Below are 16,788 nucleotides of genomic sequence, written 5' to 3'. Positions count from 1 at the left end.
ATTGGTTGCGGATTGATCACACCCGTAGGAGAAGTGGGTGGGACTTGTGACGTAGCCCACTTCATCTGAACGGAAACCGAAGAGAAGGTGCGCGAAAAGGCCCGCGCCGCCGGGCTCCGGTGCGCGGGAGCCCGACGGCGCGGGTGGGCGGTGTCCTTAGACAGACGGGAAAAGAACACCGCGTTCGGGGAAGCTATCGCGGTCGTGAGGGGCCTATCTCGATTGTGAGAGGTTCTTACTTCCGCGGCGGTTTCTCAGTCCCGCTCGCCCTTCTTGCTGGTGCCGTCGTCGCCGCTGTTTCCCTTGCCCTTGCCGAAGCCCGTCACCTCGGCGATCCAGGTGATGAAGTCGCCCGGGTCGGTGTTGGCGCCGTGGCCCTGGTCCCAGTAGTAGAGGTGGTTCACGTCGTCGCCGAGGTTGTCCAGGCGGGCCGCCAGGTTCGCGGAGATGACGTGCGAGGTGTCGGTGTCATTGGTGCCGAGGCGGATCCACCAGTGCTTCGAGCGCTTCTCGTTGACCTTCTCCACCAGGTGGTACATCGGGTTCATCAGGTTCAGCTTCTCGGGGACGTCGCTCGCGACCCGCTTGCTGCTGAGACCGGTGGAGTCATTCTTCGCGCCGTAGGCCGTGAAGTGGCGGCTTTCGGTCGTACCCGCTCCGAACTCATTGTTCTCGCCGGCGGACAGGTCGAAGGCGTCGAAGGCGGGGGTGGTCTTCTTGCGGGCGCCGACGTGGGTGAGGTAGTCGTCCCAGCCGAAGGTGGCCTTGCCGCCGGACCAGGTGATGAAGGTGTTGGCGGCCAGATAGGTCTCGCGGTCCGAGTCCGACAGGGCGGCGAGGTAGGTGGTGGCGGACGGTTCCAGGTACTGCTTGACCAGGTACGCGTCGTAGTTGCGGGCGGTCAGCGGGCCGAAGCCGTCCAGACCGCGCAGCTTCAGGCTCGCCTGGTACTCGGCGAACTGCGCCCGCAGGTCCTTCGACACGGTCTGGTCGACGACCTTGCCGGTGGACTGGGTGACGTTGGAGCCCCAGTTCCACTCGTAGCCGCCGTCGGCGTGCTCCAGGTCGGTGATCGGGCACCAGGTGCCGGTCGCGAAGATCGCGTCCGAGGCGTCGGCCGCGCCGATCTCCTTGAGGTACCTGTCGTAGATGGGGCTGTCGCCGGAGGCGCCGAGCAGCGAGGACAGGGCGCCGCCCGCACTGGTGCCGGCCGACACGATCCGGTCGACGTCGCCGGGGATGAGGCCGCGGTTGGCCTTCACGTACCGCACGGCCGCCTTGAGGTCGACGATCGCGGCGGGGGCGGTGCCGTAGTACGCGCCGTCGGCGTTCTTGAGGGTACGGCCGCGGGCGCCGGGCTCGACCACCACATAGCCGGCGGCCAGGGCCAGCAGCTGGTTGGAGGCGGTGGCGCCGCCGGTGGCGTTGGTGTTGCCGTTCGCGTTGGAGGTGGTGGAGGCCGAGGCGCTGGGCGCGGCGCTGCCGGTGGGCGCACCGCCGGGGGCACCGCCGCCGGCGCTCATGCCGCCGGCGCCGACACCGGTGGCGTCCGCCACGGAGGAGGGCAGGTACCCGCCGACCGAGTTGGCGAACAGGATCGGCGCGTTCGTCGGGTCGACCGTCTCGCCGTCGATCTCGACCGGGGCGCTGACGACGAGCGACTGGTAGGTCTCGTCCACGGGGTTGGCGACGTAGGTGATCGCCTTCCAGAAGTGGTACGTCACCGAGTGGTCGTCGCCGGCCGTGTCCGTGACGGTCGTCGTCAGCTTCGTGTACGCGTCCGGGTCGAACTTCAGGGAGCCCGAGGAGCCCGACGAGGAGTCGCTCGACGCCTGTGCGCTGAGGGCGATGCCGCCGACTGCTGCGACACCGGCCGTGGCGCCGATGCCCATGACCACGGTCCTGCGCTTCACTGCCCTGTGCTTCACCTTGCTGCCTCTCGTGTGCGGGCTCCTTGACCTTGCGCCTGCGAACGTAATTTGGCGCCGACAAAATCGTCAACAATCCGCCGGGATTCATGGCGGACCCACAGTCCTACGGGAAGCGCACAGCTTTTTCCCATCGCCCTCTGGGCTCCCGCACCGGCCTGACATAACGTCAGATTCATGGATGCGACGAGTGCACCGACCGCGCCGACCGCCGACCGGGCCCGCCCGGCCACGCGGCGGTACGACCTCCCCGAACCGGACGCCTTCACCCGCCCCTACTGGGAGGCGGCGGCCGAGGGCAGGCTCCTGCTCCGCCGCTGCGCCTCCTGCGGCCGGGCCCACCACTACCCCCGGGAGTTCTGCCCGCACTGCTGGAGCGAGGACGTCACCTGGGAGCCCGCGTCCGGCCGCGCGAACCTCTACACCTGGTCCGTCGTGCACCGCAACGACCTCCCGCCCTTCGGCGACCGCGTCCCGTACGTCGCCGCCGTGGTCGACCTGGCGGAGGGACCGCGCATGATGACCGAGCTGGTGGACACGCCCGAGCCGTGCGCCGGACTGGAGCTGGCGGTCGCCTTCCGGGAGGGCGTGCCGGTGTTCCGGCCCGCGGCGCGCTGAAAAGGGAGGCCTGGGCTGGGAGCGGCCTGGGCAGGGAGGGGCCTGGGCAGGGAGGGGCCTGGGCAGGGAGGGGCCAGCGCGGGGGGCCGTCAGAACAAGGGGCGTGCCGAAACGGGCTGGGCCATCACCCGGCACAGAGGCTTCAATGACCCCATGGCCCAGATCGACGAACAGCCCGCCGCCCGCCGCCCCGACGTCGCCCCGCACGGTCACGGCCTGCGCCTCGACCACTGGAACCCGGACTCGCGGGCCCACGCCGAGGCCTGGCTGTGCGGCCGTACCGACCTGGACTTCCTCCGCTGGAACACCCCGCTCCAGCCGGACATCGACCTCGCAGGGGCCCGTGCCGCCCTGCTGAGGCAGCGCGAGCAGGCGGCCGCCGGGGGCTGCGCGCCGTTCCGGATCGCGGACGCGAAGAGCGGTACGACCCTCGGGCACATCGGCATCAACATGATCGACCGGGTGTCCCGATGCGCCCGGGTCGGCTACTGGGTGCTCCCCGAGGCACGGGGCCGCCGGGTCGCCACCCACGCCCTGGCCCTGGCCGCCCGCTGGACCTTCACCGAGCTGGGCCTCTACCGCCTGGAGCTCGGGCACGCCCTCGGCCACGAGGCGTCCTGCCGGATAGCGCAGACATGCGGTTTCCCGTACGAGGGGACGCTGCGGGGCGCGATGTTCGAGGCGGGCCGGCCGAGCGCGTTCCGGGACGCCCACCTGCACGCCCGCCTCGCCTCGGACCCGGACCCGTCAGTGGATTAATTCACGTGCGAGGGGTGGCGGCCGGCCGCCACCATCGAGCATGGCCCCTGAGACACCCGAATCCGAAGCTTCCCCCACGTCCCCCACGTCCCCCGCATCCGACGCGTCCGGCGAATCCGATGCATCCGATGCATCCGACGCGCCCAGCGCATTCGACGCGTCCGACTGGCACTTCACCTCCGACGTGGACGAATTCCTCGGCCACGCCCAGGACTTCCTCGGCTCCCGTCCGGACCTGCACACCGTCCATCTGACGGTGACCCAGCAGCTGCGGCACAGCGGCCCGTCGGCGTATGGCGACCGGCCCCCGCTCCTCGGCCACCTGACCCGGAGCGACGGCAGCGTGGGCGCGGCCCTGCTGCACACCCCGCCGTACGCCCTGCGCACCACCCGCCTCACGGCCGGGGAGGCCGAGGCGCTGGCTTCCCGGCTCCTCGACCTCGGCCACCCGGTCTCCGGGTTCGCCGCCGAACGCGCCACGGCGGAGGCGTTCGTGGCGGCCTGGGAACGGCGGACCGGGACGCCCGGGAAGCTCCAGGACCTCGAACGGCTCTACCGGCTGGACGAGTTGACGGTCCCCGCCCCGGTGCCGGAGGGCCGGGCGAGGGTGGCCGGGCCGGCGGACCGGGAGCTGCTGATCCGCTGGTACTGCGGATTCGTCGCCGACGCGGGCCTGCCGGGCGGTCGGGACGCCGAGGACTGGGCCGACTTCCGGCTCTCCTACGGCGGCGTCACGCTCTGGGAGACCCCCGACGGCACCCCGGTGTCCATGGCCGGTGTGACCCCGACGGTCGCCGGGCAGGCCCGGGTCGCGCCCGTCTACACCCCGCGCGAGCTGCGCGGCCGCGGCTACGCCGGCGCGGTGACGACGGAGGTCAGCCGGGCGGCCCTGGCCCGGGGCGTCGGCGAGGTCCTCCTCTTCACGGACCTGGCGAACCCGACGAGCAACGCGCTCTACCAGCGCATCGGCTACCGGCAGGTGGCCGACTGGGCGGCGTACGACTTCGAGGATCGGGAGTAGAGGGGACCGCCGCGCACGACCGGTGGGCGTCGCCGTGGCGCCCGTTCACGGCCGGTGGGTGTCGCCGTGGCGCCCGTTCACGGCCACAGCAGTTGCTGCCGCCAAGTCCCGTCCTCCTCCCCGACGTACCGGAGCCGGACATGCCGTCGTTCCGGGTCGCCCTGGAAGAACTCGGCCTCCTCCGGGCGCAGCCGGTAGAGGGTCCAGGTGGGGGAGGGGGTCCTCGGGTCGGCGCGGGCCCGTTCCCAGGCCGCCTCCGACTCCTCCCGCAGCTCCTCGAGCGAGGACAGGATCCCGCTCTGCCTGCCGGTGAGCGCCGCCGCCAGGGCGCCCGTCGAGCGGGCGTGCAGGTCCGCCTGGCCCTCCTCCCACGGGGCCGCGGTGACCGGCCCGCGGAGCCGGACCTGGCGGCCCAGCACCGGCCAGTAGAAGGCCAGCGCCGCGTACGGGCGGGCGTTCAGCTGATGCCCCTTGCGGCTGGTCAGGTGTGACGCGAAGGACCAGCCGTCCGGGTCGGCGCCGTGCAGCATCACGATCCGTACGTCCGCCCGGCCCGCCTCGTCCGTCGTGGCCAGCGACACGGTGTGCGGCTCCGGCTGCCCGGCCGCCACCGCCTCCGCGAACCACGTGGTGAACAGGGGGAGCGGGGCATCGGGTGCCGACGCCGGGTCGAACGGCCGTAGCTCCGTGGTCTCGGGGGACCAGACCCGGAGCGACTTCAGGAGCGTGTGAAGATCCGTTGCTGCCATGTGCCGAGTATCACTCGGGGACCCCGCGTGGCCGCGCCATCAGGACGTCGTACGGCGGCCCGGCGTGCCCGGAGGTGCCCGGGTGCCGGACTTCGGGGCACCTCCGGGCAAATCCCTGCGAACACCTGTGCCCCGGCCCCACACTGTCCGGTATGAGGGGACCCAGGACCGTGCGAGTGGCCGTACGCCACCTACTCGGCGACGCCGGGCGGCCCACGACGCGGACCGTCACCTGGGCCGCGCGTGACTTCCGGCTGGTCCGGCCCGCCGAAGGCCGGGACCGCGTCGAGTTGGAGTGCCCGGTCTGCTCGGCCGCGCTCGTCGCCGAGGTCCGCGACCACGCCCGCACCCGGCGCATCCGCCTGACCTGGGGCACGGTCTTTCTGCTCGGGCTGGCCCTGTTCGCCGCCTCGCTGGCCTACGCCGTCCACGAGGGCGGCCGGACCCTTCCGGCCGGGCAGTCGCCGCCCCTGCTCCTCCCGATCAGCGTGGCCGCGGCCGCCGTGACCCTGGTCGTCGCCCCCGTCGCCTGGGTGATCGCCCGCAACCACGTCGGCGTCACCCTCGTCCACGCCCCCGGCCGCCGCCGCGGCCATCGCATCGTGCCGGTGCGCGGCTGAGACGCCCCTCAGTGCCGGGCGAACTGGACCCCGGTCCGCTGGACCGTGTCCGGGCGTACCGGGAGCGCGGGCACGGTGAGTTGTTCGCCGTAGATGTCGGTGAGGCGGAGCTCGCCGCCGCAGCCGGTGCCCTGTTCGGAGAGGAAGTAGTTGTACTCGGTGCGGGTCAGCGCGAGCCAGCCGCCGCCGGTGCGGACCTCCAGGCGGGCCAGCGGGTTGCGGTGGCCGATCGCCTGGATGCCGCACCAGTACTGGGTGGAACCGGTCTTGTAGCGGATCGACACCGTGTCCGAGGTGGCCGGGCTCAGCAGGCTCCAGGTGATCGCGATCCGGCCCGCCGAGAGCGGCGCGAGCTTCGCGAACGCCTGCTGGCTCAGGTCTAGTTGGCCGACCGCACAGGGCGCCGGGCACTCGTTGGTGATGCGGACGGTGAGGGACGTGCCGCTCGCCGCGCGGACCGAGACATACGCCCCGCACGCCTTCGCCGTCTCGTAGTCCGCGGTGTTCATCGCCGCGGTCATGACGTCGTCGGTCGGGCCGAACGAGCAGGCGCCGTCGCCGTTGCCGACGTCGTAGGAGGTGGCGACCCCCTGGTAGGAGGCGCCGGGGCGGATCCGGCCGGCCGCGGGGGCCGTGGTGGTGGACGGGGTGCGGGCGGTGCCGGCCGCCGCGCGCCGGGCCGGGGTGGCGGAAGGAGCCGCGGACGCCGTCGGCGTGGTCCGTGCGCCCGCCGTGGGCTTCGACGACGCCGACGATCCCTTCGAGGGCGTCGCCGATGCCGTCTCCGTCGCCGTAGCGCTCGCCTCGGCTTCCGAGGAGGCCGTGGCCGAGGCCGCGGACACCGCCCGGTCCGCGGCCCCCTGCCCGGCGCCGGCCGAGTCGCCGGGGCGGAAGGCGACGACCAGGGTCACGACCAGGGCGACGGCGGCCACGGCGGCCACCGCGAGGAGGGGGCCGCGGACCGGGCGCCACTCGAAGTCCTGGTCCCGGCGCGGGCGACGGCGATGTGAGGAGGAGGCCACAGGCGATCCTTACGCGGTTCGGCGGTGCACGTCCTTCGAACGTCTCGTCCCGAACGTCGAAGCTTCCGGTACGCGGTCGCCGCCACGGCCGGAAAGGTTGCCGCGGTTTGAAAGGTTGCGCGGCCCGAAAGGTTGGCGCGGCCCGAAAGCTTGCGCGGCTCGAAAGGTCGCCGCGGCCGAAAAGGTCGCCGCCGTCCTTCCCCGGCCCGCGTCCCCCACCCCTGCACCCGCCCCCGGTGTCCCCCCGCCCCAGCACCCGCCCCCCGTGTCACCCCCGCCCCAGCACCACCGTCCCCGACGAGCAGAACCAGCCCCCCGTCCCCGACGCCACCCCCAGCTTCGGCAGCCCCCCGTCCGCCCGGCGCACCTGCCGGTCACCGGCCTCGCCGCGCAGCTGCCGTACCGCCTCCACAAGTAGGAACAGCCCCCGCATCCCGGGGTGTTGGGCCGACAGCCCGCCCCCGTCCGTGTTCACCGGAAGCTCACCGCCCTCGACCCGCAGCCGCCCCTTCTCCACGAACGCCCCGCCCTCGCCCTTCGCGCAGAAGCCGAGGTCCTCCAGGGTCACCAGCGTCATGTAGGTGAAGGCGTCGTAGATCTCGGCGAAGTCCACCTCCGAGGGCCGTACGCCCGCCCGCCGGAAGGCGAGGTCGCCGCTCACCGCCGCCGGGGACACCGTGAAGTCCGCCCACTCCGACATGGTCGCGTGCGAGACGCACTCACCCGTGCCGAGGACCCACACCGGCGCGGTACGGCAGTCCCGTACGTACTCCTCGGCCGCCAGCAGCACCGCCGCGCCGCCGTCGGAGCGGATGCAGCAGTGCAGTTTGGTGAAGGGGTCGGCGATCATGGGGCCGGACAGGACCTCGTCGACCGTGACCGGGGTGCGGAACATCGCCTCCGGGTTCAGCGCCGCGTTCGCCCGTGCCTGGACCGCCACCTCGGCCAACTGCTCGATCGTCGTGCCGTGTTCGATCATGTGCCGGCGGGCCGCCATCGCGTACTTGGCGATGAGCGTGTGGCCGTAGGGGACCTCGAACTGGAGCGGCCCCCCGGCGCCGAAGGACAGATTGCCGGTCCTGCGGCCCGCCTTGATGTCGGCGCGGGCCGTCGAGCCGTACACCAGCAGGACCGCGTTGGCGTGGCCCGCCGCGATCGCGTCCGCCGCGTGCGCCGCCATGACCTCCCAGGTGGAGCCGCCGACCGAGGTGGAGTCCGCCCAGGTGGGGCGCAGGCCCAGGTACTCGGCCACCTCCACCGGGGCCAGGGTGCCCAGGCCCGCGGAGGCGAAGCCGTCGACCACCTCCCGGCCGAGGCCCGCGTCGGCCAGTGCGCGGCGGGCCGCCTGGGCGTGCAGGGCGTAGGCGGTGGCGTCGTCCACGCGGCCGCAGTCGGACAGGGCCACGCCGACCACGGCGACCTTGCGGGGTCCGGTCATGAATCTGACGGTACATCAGATCCGCTCCACTCCGCCCCTGTGCATCTGCATCCACTGCCCCTAGCATGACGGGCCGTCAGATCGTCAGGAGGTCCGGTCATGGACGCCCGCTTCACCGACGAGCAGGACGAGATCCGGCGCGCCCTGCGTGAACTGCTCCACAAGCGATGTGGGACGCAGGACGTACGGGCCGCCGTCGACAGGCCGGAGGGGCACGACCCCGCCCTGTGGACCGCCCTCGGCGAACAACTCGGCCTGCCCGGACTCGCCCTGCCCGAGGAGTACGGCGGCGCCGGCTGCTCCGTCACGGAAGTCGCGCTGGCCGCAGAGGAGTTGGGGCGCGCCCTCGCCCCCTCTCCCTTCCTCGCCACCGCCGTCCTCGCCGCCCCGCTGCTGCTCGCCCTCGGCACCGACGCCCAACGCGCCGAGCTGCTCCCGAGGATCGCCGACGGCAGCCTCACCGCCGCCCTCGCCGTCCCCGGCACCCGGCTCGGCACCGCCCTCGCGCTCACCGGTCCTGGCGGCGGCGACTGGGCCGGCGGCGGACGGGCCGGCGGCGTCCAGGCGCGGCCCAGGGGGGACCGGTGGCAGCTGTACGGAGAGGCCGACCAGGTGCTGGACGGGCACAGCGCCGGACTGCTGCTGGTCCCGGCGCACGCCGGCGGGTACGCCCGCTCGCGCGTCCTGCTCTTCCTGGTGGCGGGGGACGCCGACGGGGTCGTACGGACCCGGCGCACCACCCTCGACCCGACCCGCCCCCAGGCCAGGGTCCAACTGCGCCACGTGGCCGCGGAACCGGTGGGCGACGAGGACACCGACATCCGGCCCGCCCTCGCCGCACTCGGCGACTCTGTGGCCGCGGTGCTCGCGGGCGAGGCCGTGGGGGCCGCGGACCGGGCGCTGGAGCGGACGGTGGAGTACGTGAAGCAGCGGGAGCAGTTCGGGCGGCCGATCGGGTCGTTCCAGGCCGTCAAGCACCGGCTGGCCGATGTGCATGTGGCGGTACGGGCGGCCCGGTCGGCCGCCTGTTACGCGGCCTGGGCGACGGCCCAGGGGGAGCCGGCGGGCGGACTGGCCCTCGCCCAGGCGCTGGAGGCGCTGCGGACCGCGGCCGCGGAGGGGATCCAGCTGCACGGCGGGATCGGGTTCACCTGGGAGCACGAGGCGCACCTGGCCTTCAAGCGGGCGGCCGGGGACGAGCTGCTCTTCGGGCCCGTGCACCGGCTGCGCGGGCACGCGGCCGACCGGGCCGGGCTGTTCGAGGGAACGGCGGTGGCGATGTGATCGGGGAACGGCTGGTGCAGAAGGTCTCCGCCACCCGGGGGTTCGCGAAGGTCGCCCCGCATGTGATCCCGGTCCTGGACCGGGCCGTGCACCGGATCAGCCGGGGAAGGACGCTGCTCAGCGCCCAGCTGCTGCCGGGGGTGATCCTCACCTCCACCGGGGCGCGCAGCGGACTGCCCCGCCGCACGCCGCTGGCGTGCATGCCGGAGGGCGACGGCTGGCTTCTCGTCGGCTCCAACTTCGGGCGGACCGGCAACCCTGCCTGGACCCACAACCTCCTCGGTCATCCCGATGCCGAGATCAGCTGGAAGGGGCGGGACATCCCGGTCACCGCCCGGCTGCTGGCGGGCGAGGAGCGGGCGGCGGCCTGGCGGGCGCTGCTGGGCTTCTGGCCGCCGTACGCGACCTACCAGGAACGCGTGGACCGGGAGATCAGGGTCTTCCGGCTCATGCGCCGGACGTCGGGCGGAACGCCTGCTGGAACGTCATAGCGCGTGCTGCGCCAGCAGCAGCGCGCCGATGCCCAGCATCGCCGCCCCCGAGGTGCGGGTGACCGCCCGGGCCGCCCTCGGGCGCGCCGACAGCAGGCGGCGGGCCAGGGTGCCGACGGCGAGGTAGACGGCCGCGCAGGCCGCCATGTGGAGGCCGCCCAGTACGGCCGTCTGGGCGGCCACGGGGGCGTGGTCGCCCTGCGTCACCAGGAACTGGGGGAGCACGGAGAGGTAGAGCAGCAGGCCCTTGGGGTTGAGGCCGCTGATCGCCGCACCCCGCCAGAAGCCCGGCCCGGCCGTCGCCTCTTCCTGCTCCACCGGTACCGCAGGGCGCCGCAGTACGCTCCACCCCAGCCACACCAGATAGGCGGCTCCGGCCACCGTCAGCGCGGTGAGCAGCGCGGGCGAACTCGCCACCAGCACCGCGAGCCCCGCGACCGCGAGCGCCGTGTGCAGCGCGTATCCGGCGACCAGGGCCGCCACCGCGCGCGGTACCGAGCGGCCGCGCACTCCGGCGGCGATCACGAACGCCCAGTCGGCGCCCGGCACGCACACCAGCAGCAGGTCCACGGCGAGGAAGGAAATCAGGGGTCCGGTGTCCATGGCAGGGACATGAGAGCGTGAAAGGCCCGAAAGTGTTGTCGAAATTTGCTCGCGGCCTGCTGATCCGGGGGAGAATCTTCCCCATGGACGACGTGGACCGGAAAATTCTTGCCGAGCTTCAGCAGGACGGGCGGCTGACCGTGACCGAGCTGGCCGGGCGGGTGCGGCTGAGCGTCTCGCCGTGCCACCGTCGGCTGCGCGAGCTGGAGCGGGCGGGGGCGATCAGCGGGTACCGGGCGGTGGTGGACCCGGCCGCCGTGGGGCTGACCTTCGAGGCGCTGGTCTTCGTCTCCATGCGGCAGGAGGACCGGGACACGGTCGCCGACTTCGAGCGGGCGATCGCGGAGATCCCCCATGTGCTGGACGCACAGCGGCTGTTCGGCGAGCCCGACTATCTGCTGCGGGTGGCCACCGCCGACCTCGCCGCCTTCCAGCGGCTCTACGACGAACGGCTCGCGACCCTGCCGGGCGTGCAGCGCCTCACCTCGACCCTGGTGATGAAGCACGTGGTCCGGGACCGCCCGTTGCCGGCGTGACGGAACGGGTAGCGCAACAGGCGGTGGCCCACCTCCGGTGAACCGCCGCCTGCCAGACAGGACGCAGGGCGCGGGTTACTTCGTGGGCTTCTTCCCGGTCACGCCCAGGTGCACCAACAGCGCGAGGTTCGGCTTGAGTTCGGCCTGCTTCACGCCCCAGGACTGGAAGCCCTTCTGGTGCGAGGCGACCGCCGCGAGCATCGCGACCAGTGAACCGGCCATGGCCGCCGGGTTCACGTCCTTGTCGACCTTGCCCTTGGACTGCAACTCCGTGATGGAGTCGGTCAGGGAGTTGTTCACCGAGTTGAGGATCTTCATACGGATCTTGTAGAACCGTTTGTCCCCTTCGGCCGCGCCGAGGTCGACCACGCGCAGGATCGCGTCGTTCCTGCGCCAGAACTCCAGGAAACCGTCCACGAGTTCCTGCGCGGTCGCCCAGCCGGCCTTGCCGACCCAGGAGCGCCCCGCCAGCAGCTCGGTCAACTGGCCGCCCTCGGTGGCCATGTGCTCGGCGATCTCCAGGACGGCGCCCTCGACGTCCGGAAAGTACTGGTAGAAGGTCGCGGGCGAAGTACCCGCCTTCCGGGCGACATCGATGACCTTGACGTCCCGGTAAGGGGAGGAGCTGAGCATCTCGCTGAGGCAGTCGAGCAGCTTCTGCCGGGTCGCCTGCCCACGCCGGCCGGCCACGCGGCCGTCGACGGTACGCACTTGTCCTGTCATGCCGTCAGCTTACCGAGGGGTGATCGGAGCGCGATTCGGCCGACTGCAAATGGGGTGCACGGGTGTATGGGGGGTGGGTGAGGGGTGCGTGGGGGGTGCCACCCCAGGTGGTGCGGCTGGTCTGCGGGGTGCGAGCCGGGCGGTTACTTTGACGACATGGCCGAAAACAGGGCATCCGCATACACAGAGGGCGTTCCGTGCTGGGTGGACGTGCAGCTTCCCGACGTCGAGGCGGGCAAGCGGTTCTACGGCGGGCTCTTCGGATGGACCTTCGAGGACGCCGGGCCGGGAGCGGTGTGGGCCCGGCTGGACGGCGCGGCCGTCGCCAGGCTGGCGCGGAAGCGGGACGGCCGGATGCCCACCGTCTGGACGGTGTACTTCGCGACCCCGGACGCCCGGAACCTCGCCCGGCGGATCCTGGCCGCCGGCGGCCAGATCGTGAACGACCCGGTCCCCGTCCGTGACCTCGGCATCGCCGCCCTGGTCGCCGACCCCCAGGGTGCCGTCTTCGGCCTCTGGCAGGCCGCGGGTCACCCCGGTTTCGGCGTCCGGCACGCCCCCGGCACCTTCGCCTGGGCGCAGCTCTACACCAGCGACACGGACGCGGCCAACATCTTCTACGGCCACCTCTTCGCCGACGCCCTGTTCGGCGCCGACGCCGACCCGGACTTCGGCCGCGCCCCCCTCTCCGACGTCTTCTACGCGGGGATGCCGCCGCAGTTCGTGGTCCACTTCCGCACCGGGGATGTGGGGGCCGCGGTCGAGGCCGTGCGGCAGCTGGGCGGCCGGGTCCAGGCGCCGCCCTTCGAGACGTCGTACGGAAAAGTGGCCGTCGTGACCGACAATCAGGGGGCGTCCTTCGCGCTGCTGCAACGCTGAGGCCGGAAACTGACGGGTCTCGGTGGATAAATGTCTCACTTTGTCATGTGACACCCCGATTCGTCGCCGGGTTCGCAACCTGTGCCCGGGCCAGGAAGAATCGGGGTGCGTGCCGCCATGGCGGTGCGGTGGTGAGACGCTGCACGGGGTCGCGTACATATGTGGGTGGACGGGGCCCGTACGGGGAGGTGGCAGGCAAGTGGTGGATCAGCTGACGCAGCACGATCCGCGGCGGATCGGGCCGTTCGAGGTGCTGGGACGGCTGGGGGCCGGCGGCATGGGGCTGGTCTATCTCGCGCGCTCGGCGTCCGGCCGGCGCGTGGCGATCAAGACGGTCCGGACCGAACTCGCAGAGGACCAGCTGTTCCGGGTCCGCTTCACCCGCGAGGTGGAGGCGGCCCGCGCGGTCTCCGGCTTCTACACGGCGGCCGTGGTCGACGCCGACCCGCGCGCGGCGGTGCCGTGGCTGGCGACCGCGTACGTTCCCGCGCCCTCCCTCGAAGAGATAGTGAACGACTGCGGGCCGCTCCCGGCCCAGGCGGTCCGCTGGCTCGCGGCGGGCGTCGCGGAGGCGCTCCAGTCCATCCACGGCGCCGGGCTCGTGCACCGGGACCTGAAACCGTCGAACGTCCTGGTCGTGGAGGACGGCCCCCGGGTCATCGACTTCGGCATCGCGTCCGGCGTCTCGAACACCCGTTTGACGATGACGAACGTCGCCGTCGGCACCCCCGCCTACATGTCCCCCGAGCAGGCCAAGGACTCCCGCAGCGTCACCGGCGCCAGCGACGTCTTCTCCCTCGGCTCCATGCTCGTCTTCGCCGCCACCGGCCACCCGCCCTTCCACGGCGCCAACCCGGTCGAGACCGTCTTCATGCTGCTGCGCGAGGGCCCGGACCTCGAAGGACTCCCGGAGGAACTCCGCCCCCTCATCGAGTCCTGTATGCAGATGGAGGCCGTCGGCCGCCCCAACCCGGCCGACCTCCAGGCCCAGCTGGCCCCCCATCTCTTCGGCTCCGGCTCCGACGACAGCGGCACGGCGTCCGCGTGGCTGCCCGAGAAGGCGGTCGCGCTGATCGAGTCCCGGCGCGGCGGCCGCCCGGCCGTGAAGCCCTCCGCCAACCCGTCCGGCGCCCGCAGCGGCGGCCGGCTCGCGGTCCCCCCGCCGCCCTCCTACGACCCCGTGGTCCCGGTCCCGGTCGGCGCCCCCGGCCCCGACGCCGGCCCGGTCCGGCTGGCCGGTGCCCAGGTGCCGATCGGCCCCGGCCCGCGGGTCGCCGACGCCCGCGCCGCCGCCGTCCAGGCGCCCCCGCCCGAGGCCGGCCTGGTGGCCAGCTGGTCCCGGCCGCGCCCCGGCGTCAACGGCGCCGACCCCGCCGTACCGCCCGTGCCCGTCCAGCCCCCGGAGACGGCGTCCGGCTGGCGGCCCTGGCGGTTCCGGATGTCCAACGACGTCTGGGGCACCCCGGCCGTCGACGGCGACCTCGTCTACGTCACCTCCTTCGAGGTGCACGCCCTCGACGTCGCCACCGGCCGGCGCCGCTTCAAGACCCGTGACGTCGCCTGGTCCATGGCGGTGGCGGACGGCCGTATCCACGCCTCCGACGGACCGACCCTGTTCGCCCTGGAGGCCCGCGAGGGCGGCGACCTGTGGCGGCTGTCCACCGACGCCTGGGTGTACGCCCTCAAGGCCGACCGCGGCACCCTCGTCACCGGCACCCGGGGCGGCGGCGTCCAGGCCTGGGAGGCCTCCAACGGGCAGAAACTCTGGGAGCTGTCCGGCGCCCAGACCGACTTCGAGGCCCCCGAGTCCGGGCCCTCCCTGCACGAGGGCACGGTCTTCGTCTGGCAGGACGCCCGGCTGCGCGCGCTGGACGCCCGGACCGGCGAGGAGCGCTGGTCCTACCCCATCGGCGACGCGGCCTCCTGCGGCGGCGTCCCGGTCCGCCTCGCCCACGCCCCCGACGGCTTCGTGTACGCCTCGGCGGGCACCCGCGTCATCGCCCTCGACACGGCGACGGGGCGCGTCCGCTGGCACTTCGAGGCGCCGGCCGTCTTCCTCTCCCCGCCGGCCTTCGTACCCGGCCCCGCGGTCACCGGCGGCGGCATCTACCTCGCGGACTACCTCGGCACCGTGTACGCCCTCGACGCCGCCGACGGCCGCGACCGCTGGCGCATCGCGACGGAGGCCCGCGCGTCGATCGAGCCGGTACTGGTGGCCGCCGGGCACGTGCACGTCGGCAGCGGCAAGGGGCTGTACACCCTGGACGCGGTCACCGGGACGCCCAAGTGGCGTTTCCAGGCGGGCGGCGACGTGGTGGGGGCGCCGGTGGTGGCGGAGGGCCGGATCCACTTCGGCTCCAACGACCATCTCCTCTACACCCTGAAGGCCGACGACGGCCGGCTGCGGTGGAAGCTGGCGACGGGTGGGGAGATCACCGGGTCGCCGGTGGTGCGGGACGGGGTGGTGTACGCGTGCAGCAAGGACCGGTGCGTGTATGCCTTGGACGCCGAGAAAGGCACCGGTACGGCACGGACCGCGTGAGCGCCGTGGGGGGCGCGGTTCGCAGGGCCACTGCGGCGCCGTGGGGGCCGTTCGCGCTGTTCTCCGCGCCCCTGAAAACGTGGGGGCGTTAAAAGAACGTGGTGGGGAGGCGTTCGCGCTGTTCTCCGCGCCCCTATAAAGAAGGGGAGCTGGAGCAGCGCCCCGTCAGCGGCGCGGGGAACTGCGCGACCAGCCACGACGCACCCGCGCTGGCCCGGCGGCACCCGGCGGCACAGCGTCGCACCCTCTGGCGCGCTCACGTCCTGCCCGGGACGGCCGTCGTACCGGTCGGCCGCACGGAAGGGCTCTGCACGGCGGCCGTCGCTCGGGGTGGGAGTCGGCTCCCACAGCGAACGCTACGCCCGACGGCCCACCGCCGCCACGCGGTGACTCAGCGGATACGGGGCGTGGTCCGGGACCGGTTCGCGAACAGCTCGGCCTGCCGGTCGTCCGGCAGGTTCCCGAGCGCGATCAGGTACGGCGCCTGCCCGTACCCCCGCTCCCGCGCCGCCTCCTTCGCCGCCCACAGCGCCCGCACGCTCCCCTGCACGCCCTCGGCCGGATACCCGGCGATCACGGTCGCGCACCGCACGGCCGCCGCCAACGCCTGCCCCGGTTCGGTCACTTCGGACACCAGCCCCACCTCGTACGCCCGCCGGGCCGAGATGCGCTCGGCGTTGCCCATCAGCACCAGCCGGGCCACCTCCCCGTACGGCATCCGCTGTGCCATCAGCACGGACTCGTACGCGCTGACCATGCCGTAGGAGGTGTGCGGGTCGAAGAAGGCGGCGGTCTCGTCGGCGATGACGAAGTCCGCCTCGCCGAGGAGGTAGAAGGCACCTCCGCAGGCCATCCCGGCCACGGCGGCGATCACCGGCTTCCACAGGTCGTTCGTCTTGGGGCCGATCGCGATCAGCGGATCGTCCTGGCTGTACGGCGAGGACGGCTGCGGCACGACGGCGTCCCGGTCAAGACCGGTGCTGAAGGCGCGCCCGCCGGTGCCGGTGAGGACGACGGCCCGTACGGCGTCGTCGAAGCGCAACGCCCGCCAGGTGGCGGAGAGTTCGGCGGCGGTCGCGAGGTCGATGGCGTTGAGCTTCGCAGGGCGGTCGAGGGTGAGGACGGCGACGCCGGTGTCCTTGTCCGTGTCCAGGCGCAGGCTCACGGCCGCTCCAGGACCCACTGCGGAAGGCCGTCCGCGAACACCGCCTGCACCCGGGCGCCGATCCGGATCCGGTCGGGGGAGAGGGAGTCGAGCGGTGCCCCGGCCGCGCTGACCAGGTTCCCCACCAGGCGTATGCGCGGCATGTCCGCCAGCTCCACGACCACGACGTTGTACGGCGCCTGGGCCGCGTACTCGGGGAGCAGCGGCGGGTGCGGGACGACGTACGACCAGATCCGCCCCCGGCCGCTCGTCGGCCGCCACTCGCTCGCGAAGGACTGGCAGTGCGGGCAGCAAGGGCGAGGCGGGAAGCGGGGCTCGTGGCAGTCGACGCAGGCCTGGACGCGGAGTTCGCCGAGTGCCGCGTACTCCCAGAAGGGTGCGCCGTCGGTGTCGATGGCCGGTCGCAGCAT

General features: G+C 73.0%; 17 protein-coding genes. 9 read left to right on the top strand and 8 right to left on the bottom strand.

Features of this window, described 5'->3' with window-relative positions; all coding sequences use genetic code 11:
- Nucleotides 1-254: 254 nt before the first annotated feature.
- Complete coding sequence (locus AB0D59_RS05510) at nt 255-1,892, bottom strand: subtype B tannase (protein WP_362561697.1); 1,638 nt, start codon at nt 1,890-1,892, stop codon at nt 255-257.
- 213 nt (nt 1,893-2,105) lie between these two features.
- Between AB0D59_RS05510 and AB0D59_RS05505 the strand changes: the two genes are divergently transcribed.
- The 3 genes from AB0D59_RS05505 to AB0D59_RS05495 all read left to right on the top strand — a co-directional run bounded on the left by AB0D59_RS05505 (nt 2,106) and on the right by AB0D59_RS05495 (nt 4,326).
- A complete protein-coding gene (locus tag AB0D59_RS05505; RefSeq protein ID WP_362561120.1) occupies nt 2,106-2,546 on the top strand; it encodes an OB-fold domain-containing protein in 441 nt (146 codons plus the stop codon).
- 153 nt (nt 2,547-2,699) lie between these two features.
- The gene (locus AB0D59_RS05500) at nt 2,700-3,305 is read left to right on the top strand and encodes a GNAT family protein (protein ID WP_362561118.1); all 606 of its coding nucleotides are present in this window, start codon (nt 2,700-2,702) and stop codon (nt 3,303-3,305) included.
- Between the two features lie 184 nt (nt 3,306-3,489).
- Nucleotides 3,490-4,326 (top strand): GNAT family N-acetyltransferase, encoded by an 837-nt coding sequence (locus AB0D59_RS05495; protein WP_362561116.1) that lies wholly within the window; start codon nt 3,490-3,492, stop codon nt 4,324-4,326.
- A gap of 77 nt (nt 4,327-4,403) precedes the next feature.
- On the opposite strand, the gene AB0D59_RS05490 is transcribed toward AB0D59_RS05495, so the two are convergent.
- Nucleotides 4,404-5,075, bottom strand: a complete 672-nt coding sequence (locus tag AB0D59_RS05490; protein WP_362561114.1) for a pyridoxal 5'-phosphate synthase — start codon at nt 5,073-5,075, stop codon at nt 4,404-4,406.
- 152 nt (nt 5,076-5,227) lie between these two features.
- On the opposite strand from AB0D59_RS05490, the gene AB0D59_RS05485 reads away from it, so the two are divergent.
- Nucleotides 5,228-5,695 (top strand): hypothetical protein, encoded by a 468-nt coding sequence (locus AB0D59_RS05485; RefSeq protein WP_362561112.1) that lies wholly within the window; start codon nt 5,228-5,230, stop codon nt 5,693-5,695.
- Nucleotides 5,696-5,703: 8 nt separating this feature from the next.
- On the opposite strand, the gene AB0D59_RS05480 is transcribed toward AB0D59_RS05485, so the two are convergent.
- Together AB0D59_RS05480 and AB0D59_RS05475 are read right to left on the bottom strand one after the other, a co-directional pair.
- Nucleotides 5,704-6,717, bottom strand: coding sequence for an expansin EXLX1 family cellulose-binding protein (locus AB0D59_RS05480; protein WP_362561109.1), 1,014 nt, complete (start codon nt 6,715-6,717; stop codon nt 5,704-5,706).
- Between the two features lie 268 nt (nt 6,718-6,985).
- Nucleotides 6,986-8,155 (bottom strand): acetyl-CoA acetyltransferase, encoded by a 1,170-nt coding sequence (locus AB0D59_RS05475; protein WP_362561106.1) that lies wholly within the window; start codon nt 8,153-8,155, stop codon nt 6,986-6,988.
- A gap of 99 nt (nt 8,156-8,254) precedes the next feature.
- Between AB0D59_RS05475 and AB0D59_RS05470 the strand changes: the two genes are divergently transcribed.
- Both AB0D59_RS05470 and AB0D59_RS05465 read left to right on the top strand, forming a co-directional pair.
- A complete protein-coding gene (locus tag AB0D59_RS05470) occupies nt 8,255-9,439 on the top strand; it encodes an acyl-CoA dehydrogenase family protein (RefSeq protein ID WP_362561104.1) in 1,185 nt (394 codons plus the stop codon).
- Nucleotides 9,436-9,930: a nitroreductase family deazaflavin-dependent oxidoreductase gene (locus AB0D59_RS05465; protein WP_362561101.1), complete on the top strand. Its 495-nt coding sequence runs from the start codon at nt 9,436-9,438 to the stop codon at nt 9,928-9,930. Before AB0D59_RS05470 ends, AB0D59_RS05465 begins: the two co-directional genes overlap by 4 nt.
- Here AB0D59_RS05465 and AB0D59_RS05460 read toward each other — a convergent pair.
- Nucleotides 9,925-10,533 (bottom strand): LysE family translocator, encoded by a 609-nt coding sequence (locus AB0D59_RS05460; protein ID WP_362561098.1) that lies wholly within the window; start codon nt 10,531-10,533, stop codon nt 9,925-9,927. The genes AB0D59_RS05465 and AB0D59_RS05460 overlap by 6 nt on opposite strands.
- Before the next feature lie 83 nt (nt 10,534-10,616).
- Between AB0D59_RS05460 and AB0D59_RS05455 the strand changes: the two genes are divergently transcribed.
- The gene (locus AB0D59_RS05455) at nt 10,617-11,069 is read left to right on the top strand and encodes an Lrp/AsnC family transcriptional regulator (protein WP_362561095.1); all 453 of its coding nucleotides are present in this window, start codon (nt 10,617-10,619) and stop codon (nt 11,067-11,069) included.
- A gap of 75 nt (nt 11,070-11,144) precedes the next feature.
- On the opposite strand, the gene AB0D59_RS05450 is transcribed toward AB0D59_RS05455, so the two are convergent.
- Nucleotides 11,145-11,792: a TetR family transcriptional regulator gene (locus AB0D59_RS05450; RefSeq protein WP_362561093.1), complete on the bottom strand. Its 648-nt coding sequence runs from the start codon at nt 11,790-11,792 to the stop codon at nt 11,145-11,147.
- Between the two features lie 156 nt (nt 11,793-11,948).
- On the opposite strand from AB0D59_RS05450, the gene AB0D59_RS05445 reads away from it, so the two are divergent.
- Nucleotides 11,949-12,671, top strand: a complete 723-nt coding sequence (locus tag AB0D59_RS05445; RefSeq protein ID WP_362561092.1) for a VOC family protein — start codon at nt 11,949-11,951, stop codon at nt 12,669-12,671.
- A 199-nt stretch (nt 12,672-12,870) separates the two neighbouring features.
- The gene (locus AB0D59_RS05440) at nt 12,871-15,213 is read left to right on the top strand and encodes a serine/threonine-protein kinase (RefSeq protein ID WP_362561089.1); all 2,343 of its coding nucleotides are present in this window, start codon (nt 12,871-12,873) and stop codon (nt 15,211-15,213) included.
- Between the two features lie 391 nt (nt 15,214-15,604).
- Here the strand turns inward: AB0D59_RS05440 and AB0D59_RS05435 are convergent, their stop codons facing one another.
- Nucleotides 15,605-16,378, bottom strand: coding sequence for an enoyl-CoA hydratase/isomerase family protein (locus AB0D59_RS05435; RefSeq protein ID WP_362561087.1), 774 nt, complete (start codon nt 16,376-16,378; stop codon nt 15,605-15,607).
- Nucleotides 16,375-16,788, bottom strand: coding sequence for an OB-fold domain-containing protein (locus AB0D59_RS05430; RefSeq protein ID WP_362561084.1), 414 nt, complete (start codon nt 16,786-16,788; stop codon nt 16,375-16,377). Before AB0D59_RS05430 ends, AB0D59_RS05435 begins: the two co-directional genes overlap by 4 nt.

It is taken from the genome of Streptomyces sp. NPDC048417, assembly GCF_040651615.1.
In the GTDB taxonomy this organism is placed as follows: Bacteria; Actinomycetota; Actinomycetes; order Streptomycetales; family Streptomycetaceae; genus Streptomyces.
Note: the sequence above shows the minus strand (reverse complement) of the source record. Positions and strands in the feature narration are given on the sequence as shown.

Excerpts from the sequence above, each read along its gene's own strand:
- AB0D59_RS05490 (WP_362561114.1), bottom strand. The coding sequence starts at position 5,075 with ATGGCAGCAACGGATCTTCACACGCTCCTGAAGTCGCTCCGGGTCTGG.
- AB0D59_RS05505 (WP_362561120.1), top strand. The coding sequence starts at position 2,106 with ATGGATGCGACGAGTGCACCGACCGCGCCGACCGCCGACCGGGCCCGC.
- AB0D59_RS05455 (WP_362561095.1), top strand. The coding sequence starts at position 10,617 with ATGGACGACGTGGACCGGAAAATTCTTGCCGAGCTTCAGCAGGACGGG.
- AB0D59_RS05460 (WP_362561098.1), bottom strand. The coding sequence starts at position 10,533 with ATGGACACCGGACCCCTGATTTCCTTCCTCGCCGTGGACCTGCTGCTG.
- AB0D59_RS05475 (WP_362561106.1), bottom strand. The coding sequence starts at position 8,155 with ATGACCGGACCCCGCAAGGTCGCCGTGGTCGGCGTGGCCCTGTCCGAC.
- AB0D59_RS05500 (WP_362561118.1), top strand. The coding sequence starts at position 2,700 with ATGGCCCAGATCGACGAACAGCCCGCCGCCCGCCGCCCCGACGTCGCC.
- AB0D59_RS05445 (WP_362561092.1), top strand. The coding sequence starts at position 11,949 with ATGGCCGAAAACAGGGCATCCGCATACACAGAGGGCGTTCCGTGCTGG.
- AB0D59_RS05450 (WP_362561093.1), bottom strand. The coding sequence starts at position 11,792 with ATGACAGGACAAGTGCGTACCGTCGACGGCCGCGTGGCCGGCCGGCGT.
- AB0D59_RS05510 (WP_362561697.1), bottom strand. The coding sequence starts at position 1,892 with ATGGGCATCGGCGCCACGGCCGGTGTCGCAGCAGTCGGCGGCATCGCC.
- AB0D59_RS05430 (WP_362561084.1), bottom strand. The coding sequence starts at position 16,788 with ATGCTGCGACCGGCCATCGACACCGACGGCGCACCCTTCTGGGAGTAC.
- AB0D59_RS05485 (WP_362561112.1), top strand. The coding sequence starts at position 5,228 with ATGAGGGGACCCAGGACCGTGCGAGTGGCCGTACGCCACCTACTCGGC.
- AB0D59_RS05470 (WP_362561104.1), top strand. The coding sequence starts at position 8,255 with ATGGACGCCCGCTTCACCGACGAGCAGGACGAGATCCGGCGCGCCCTG.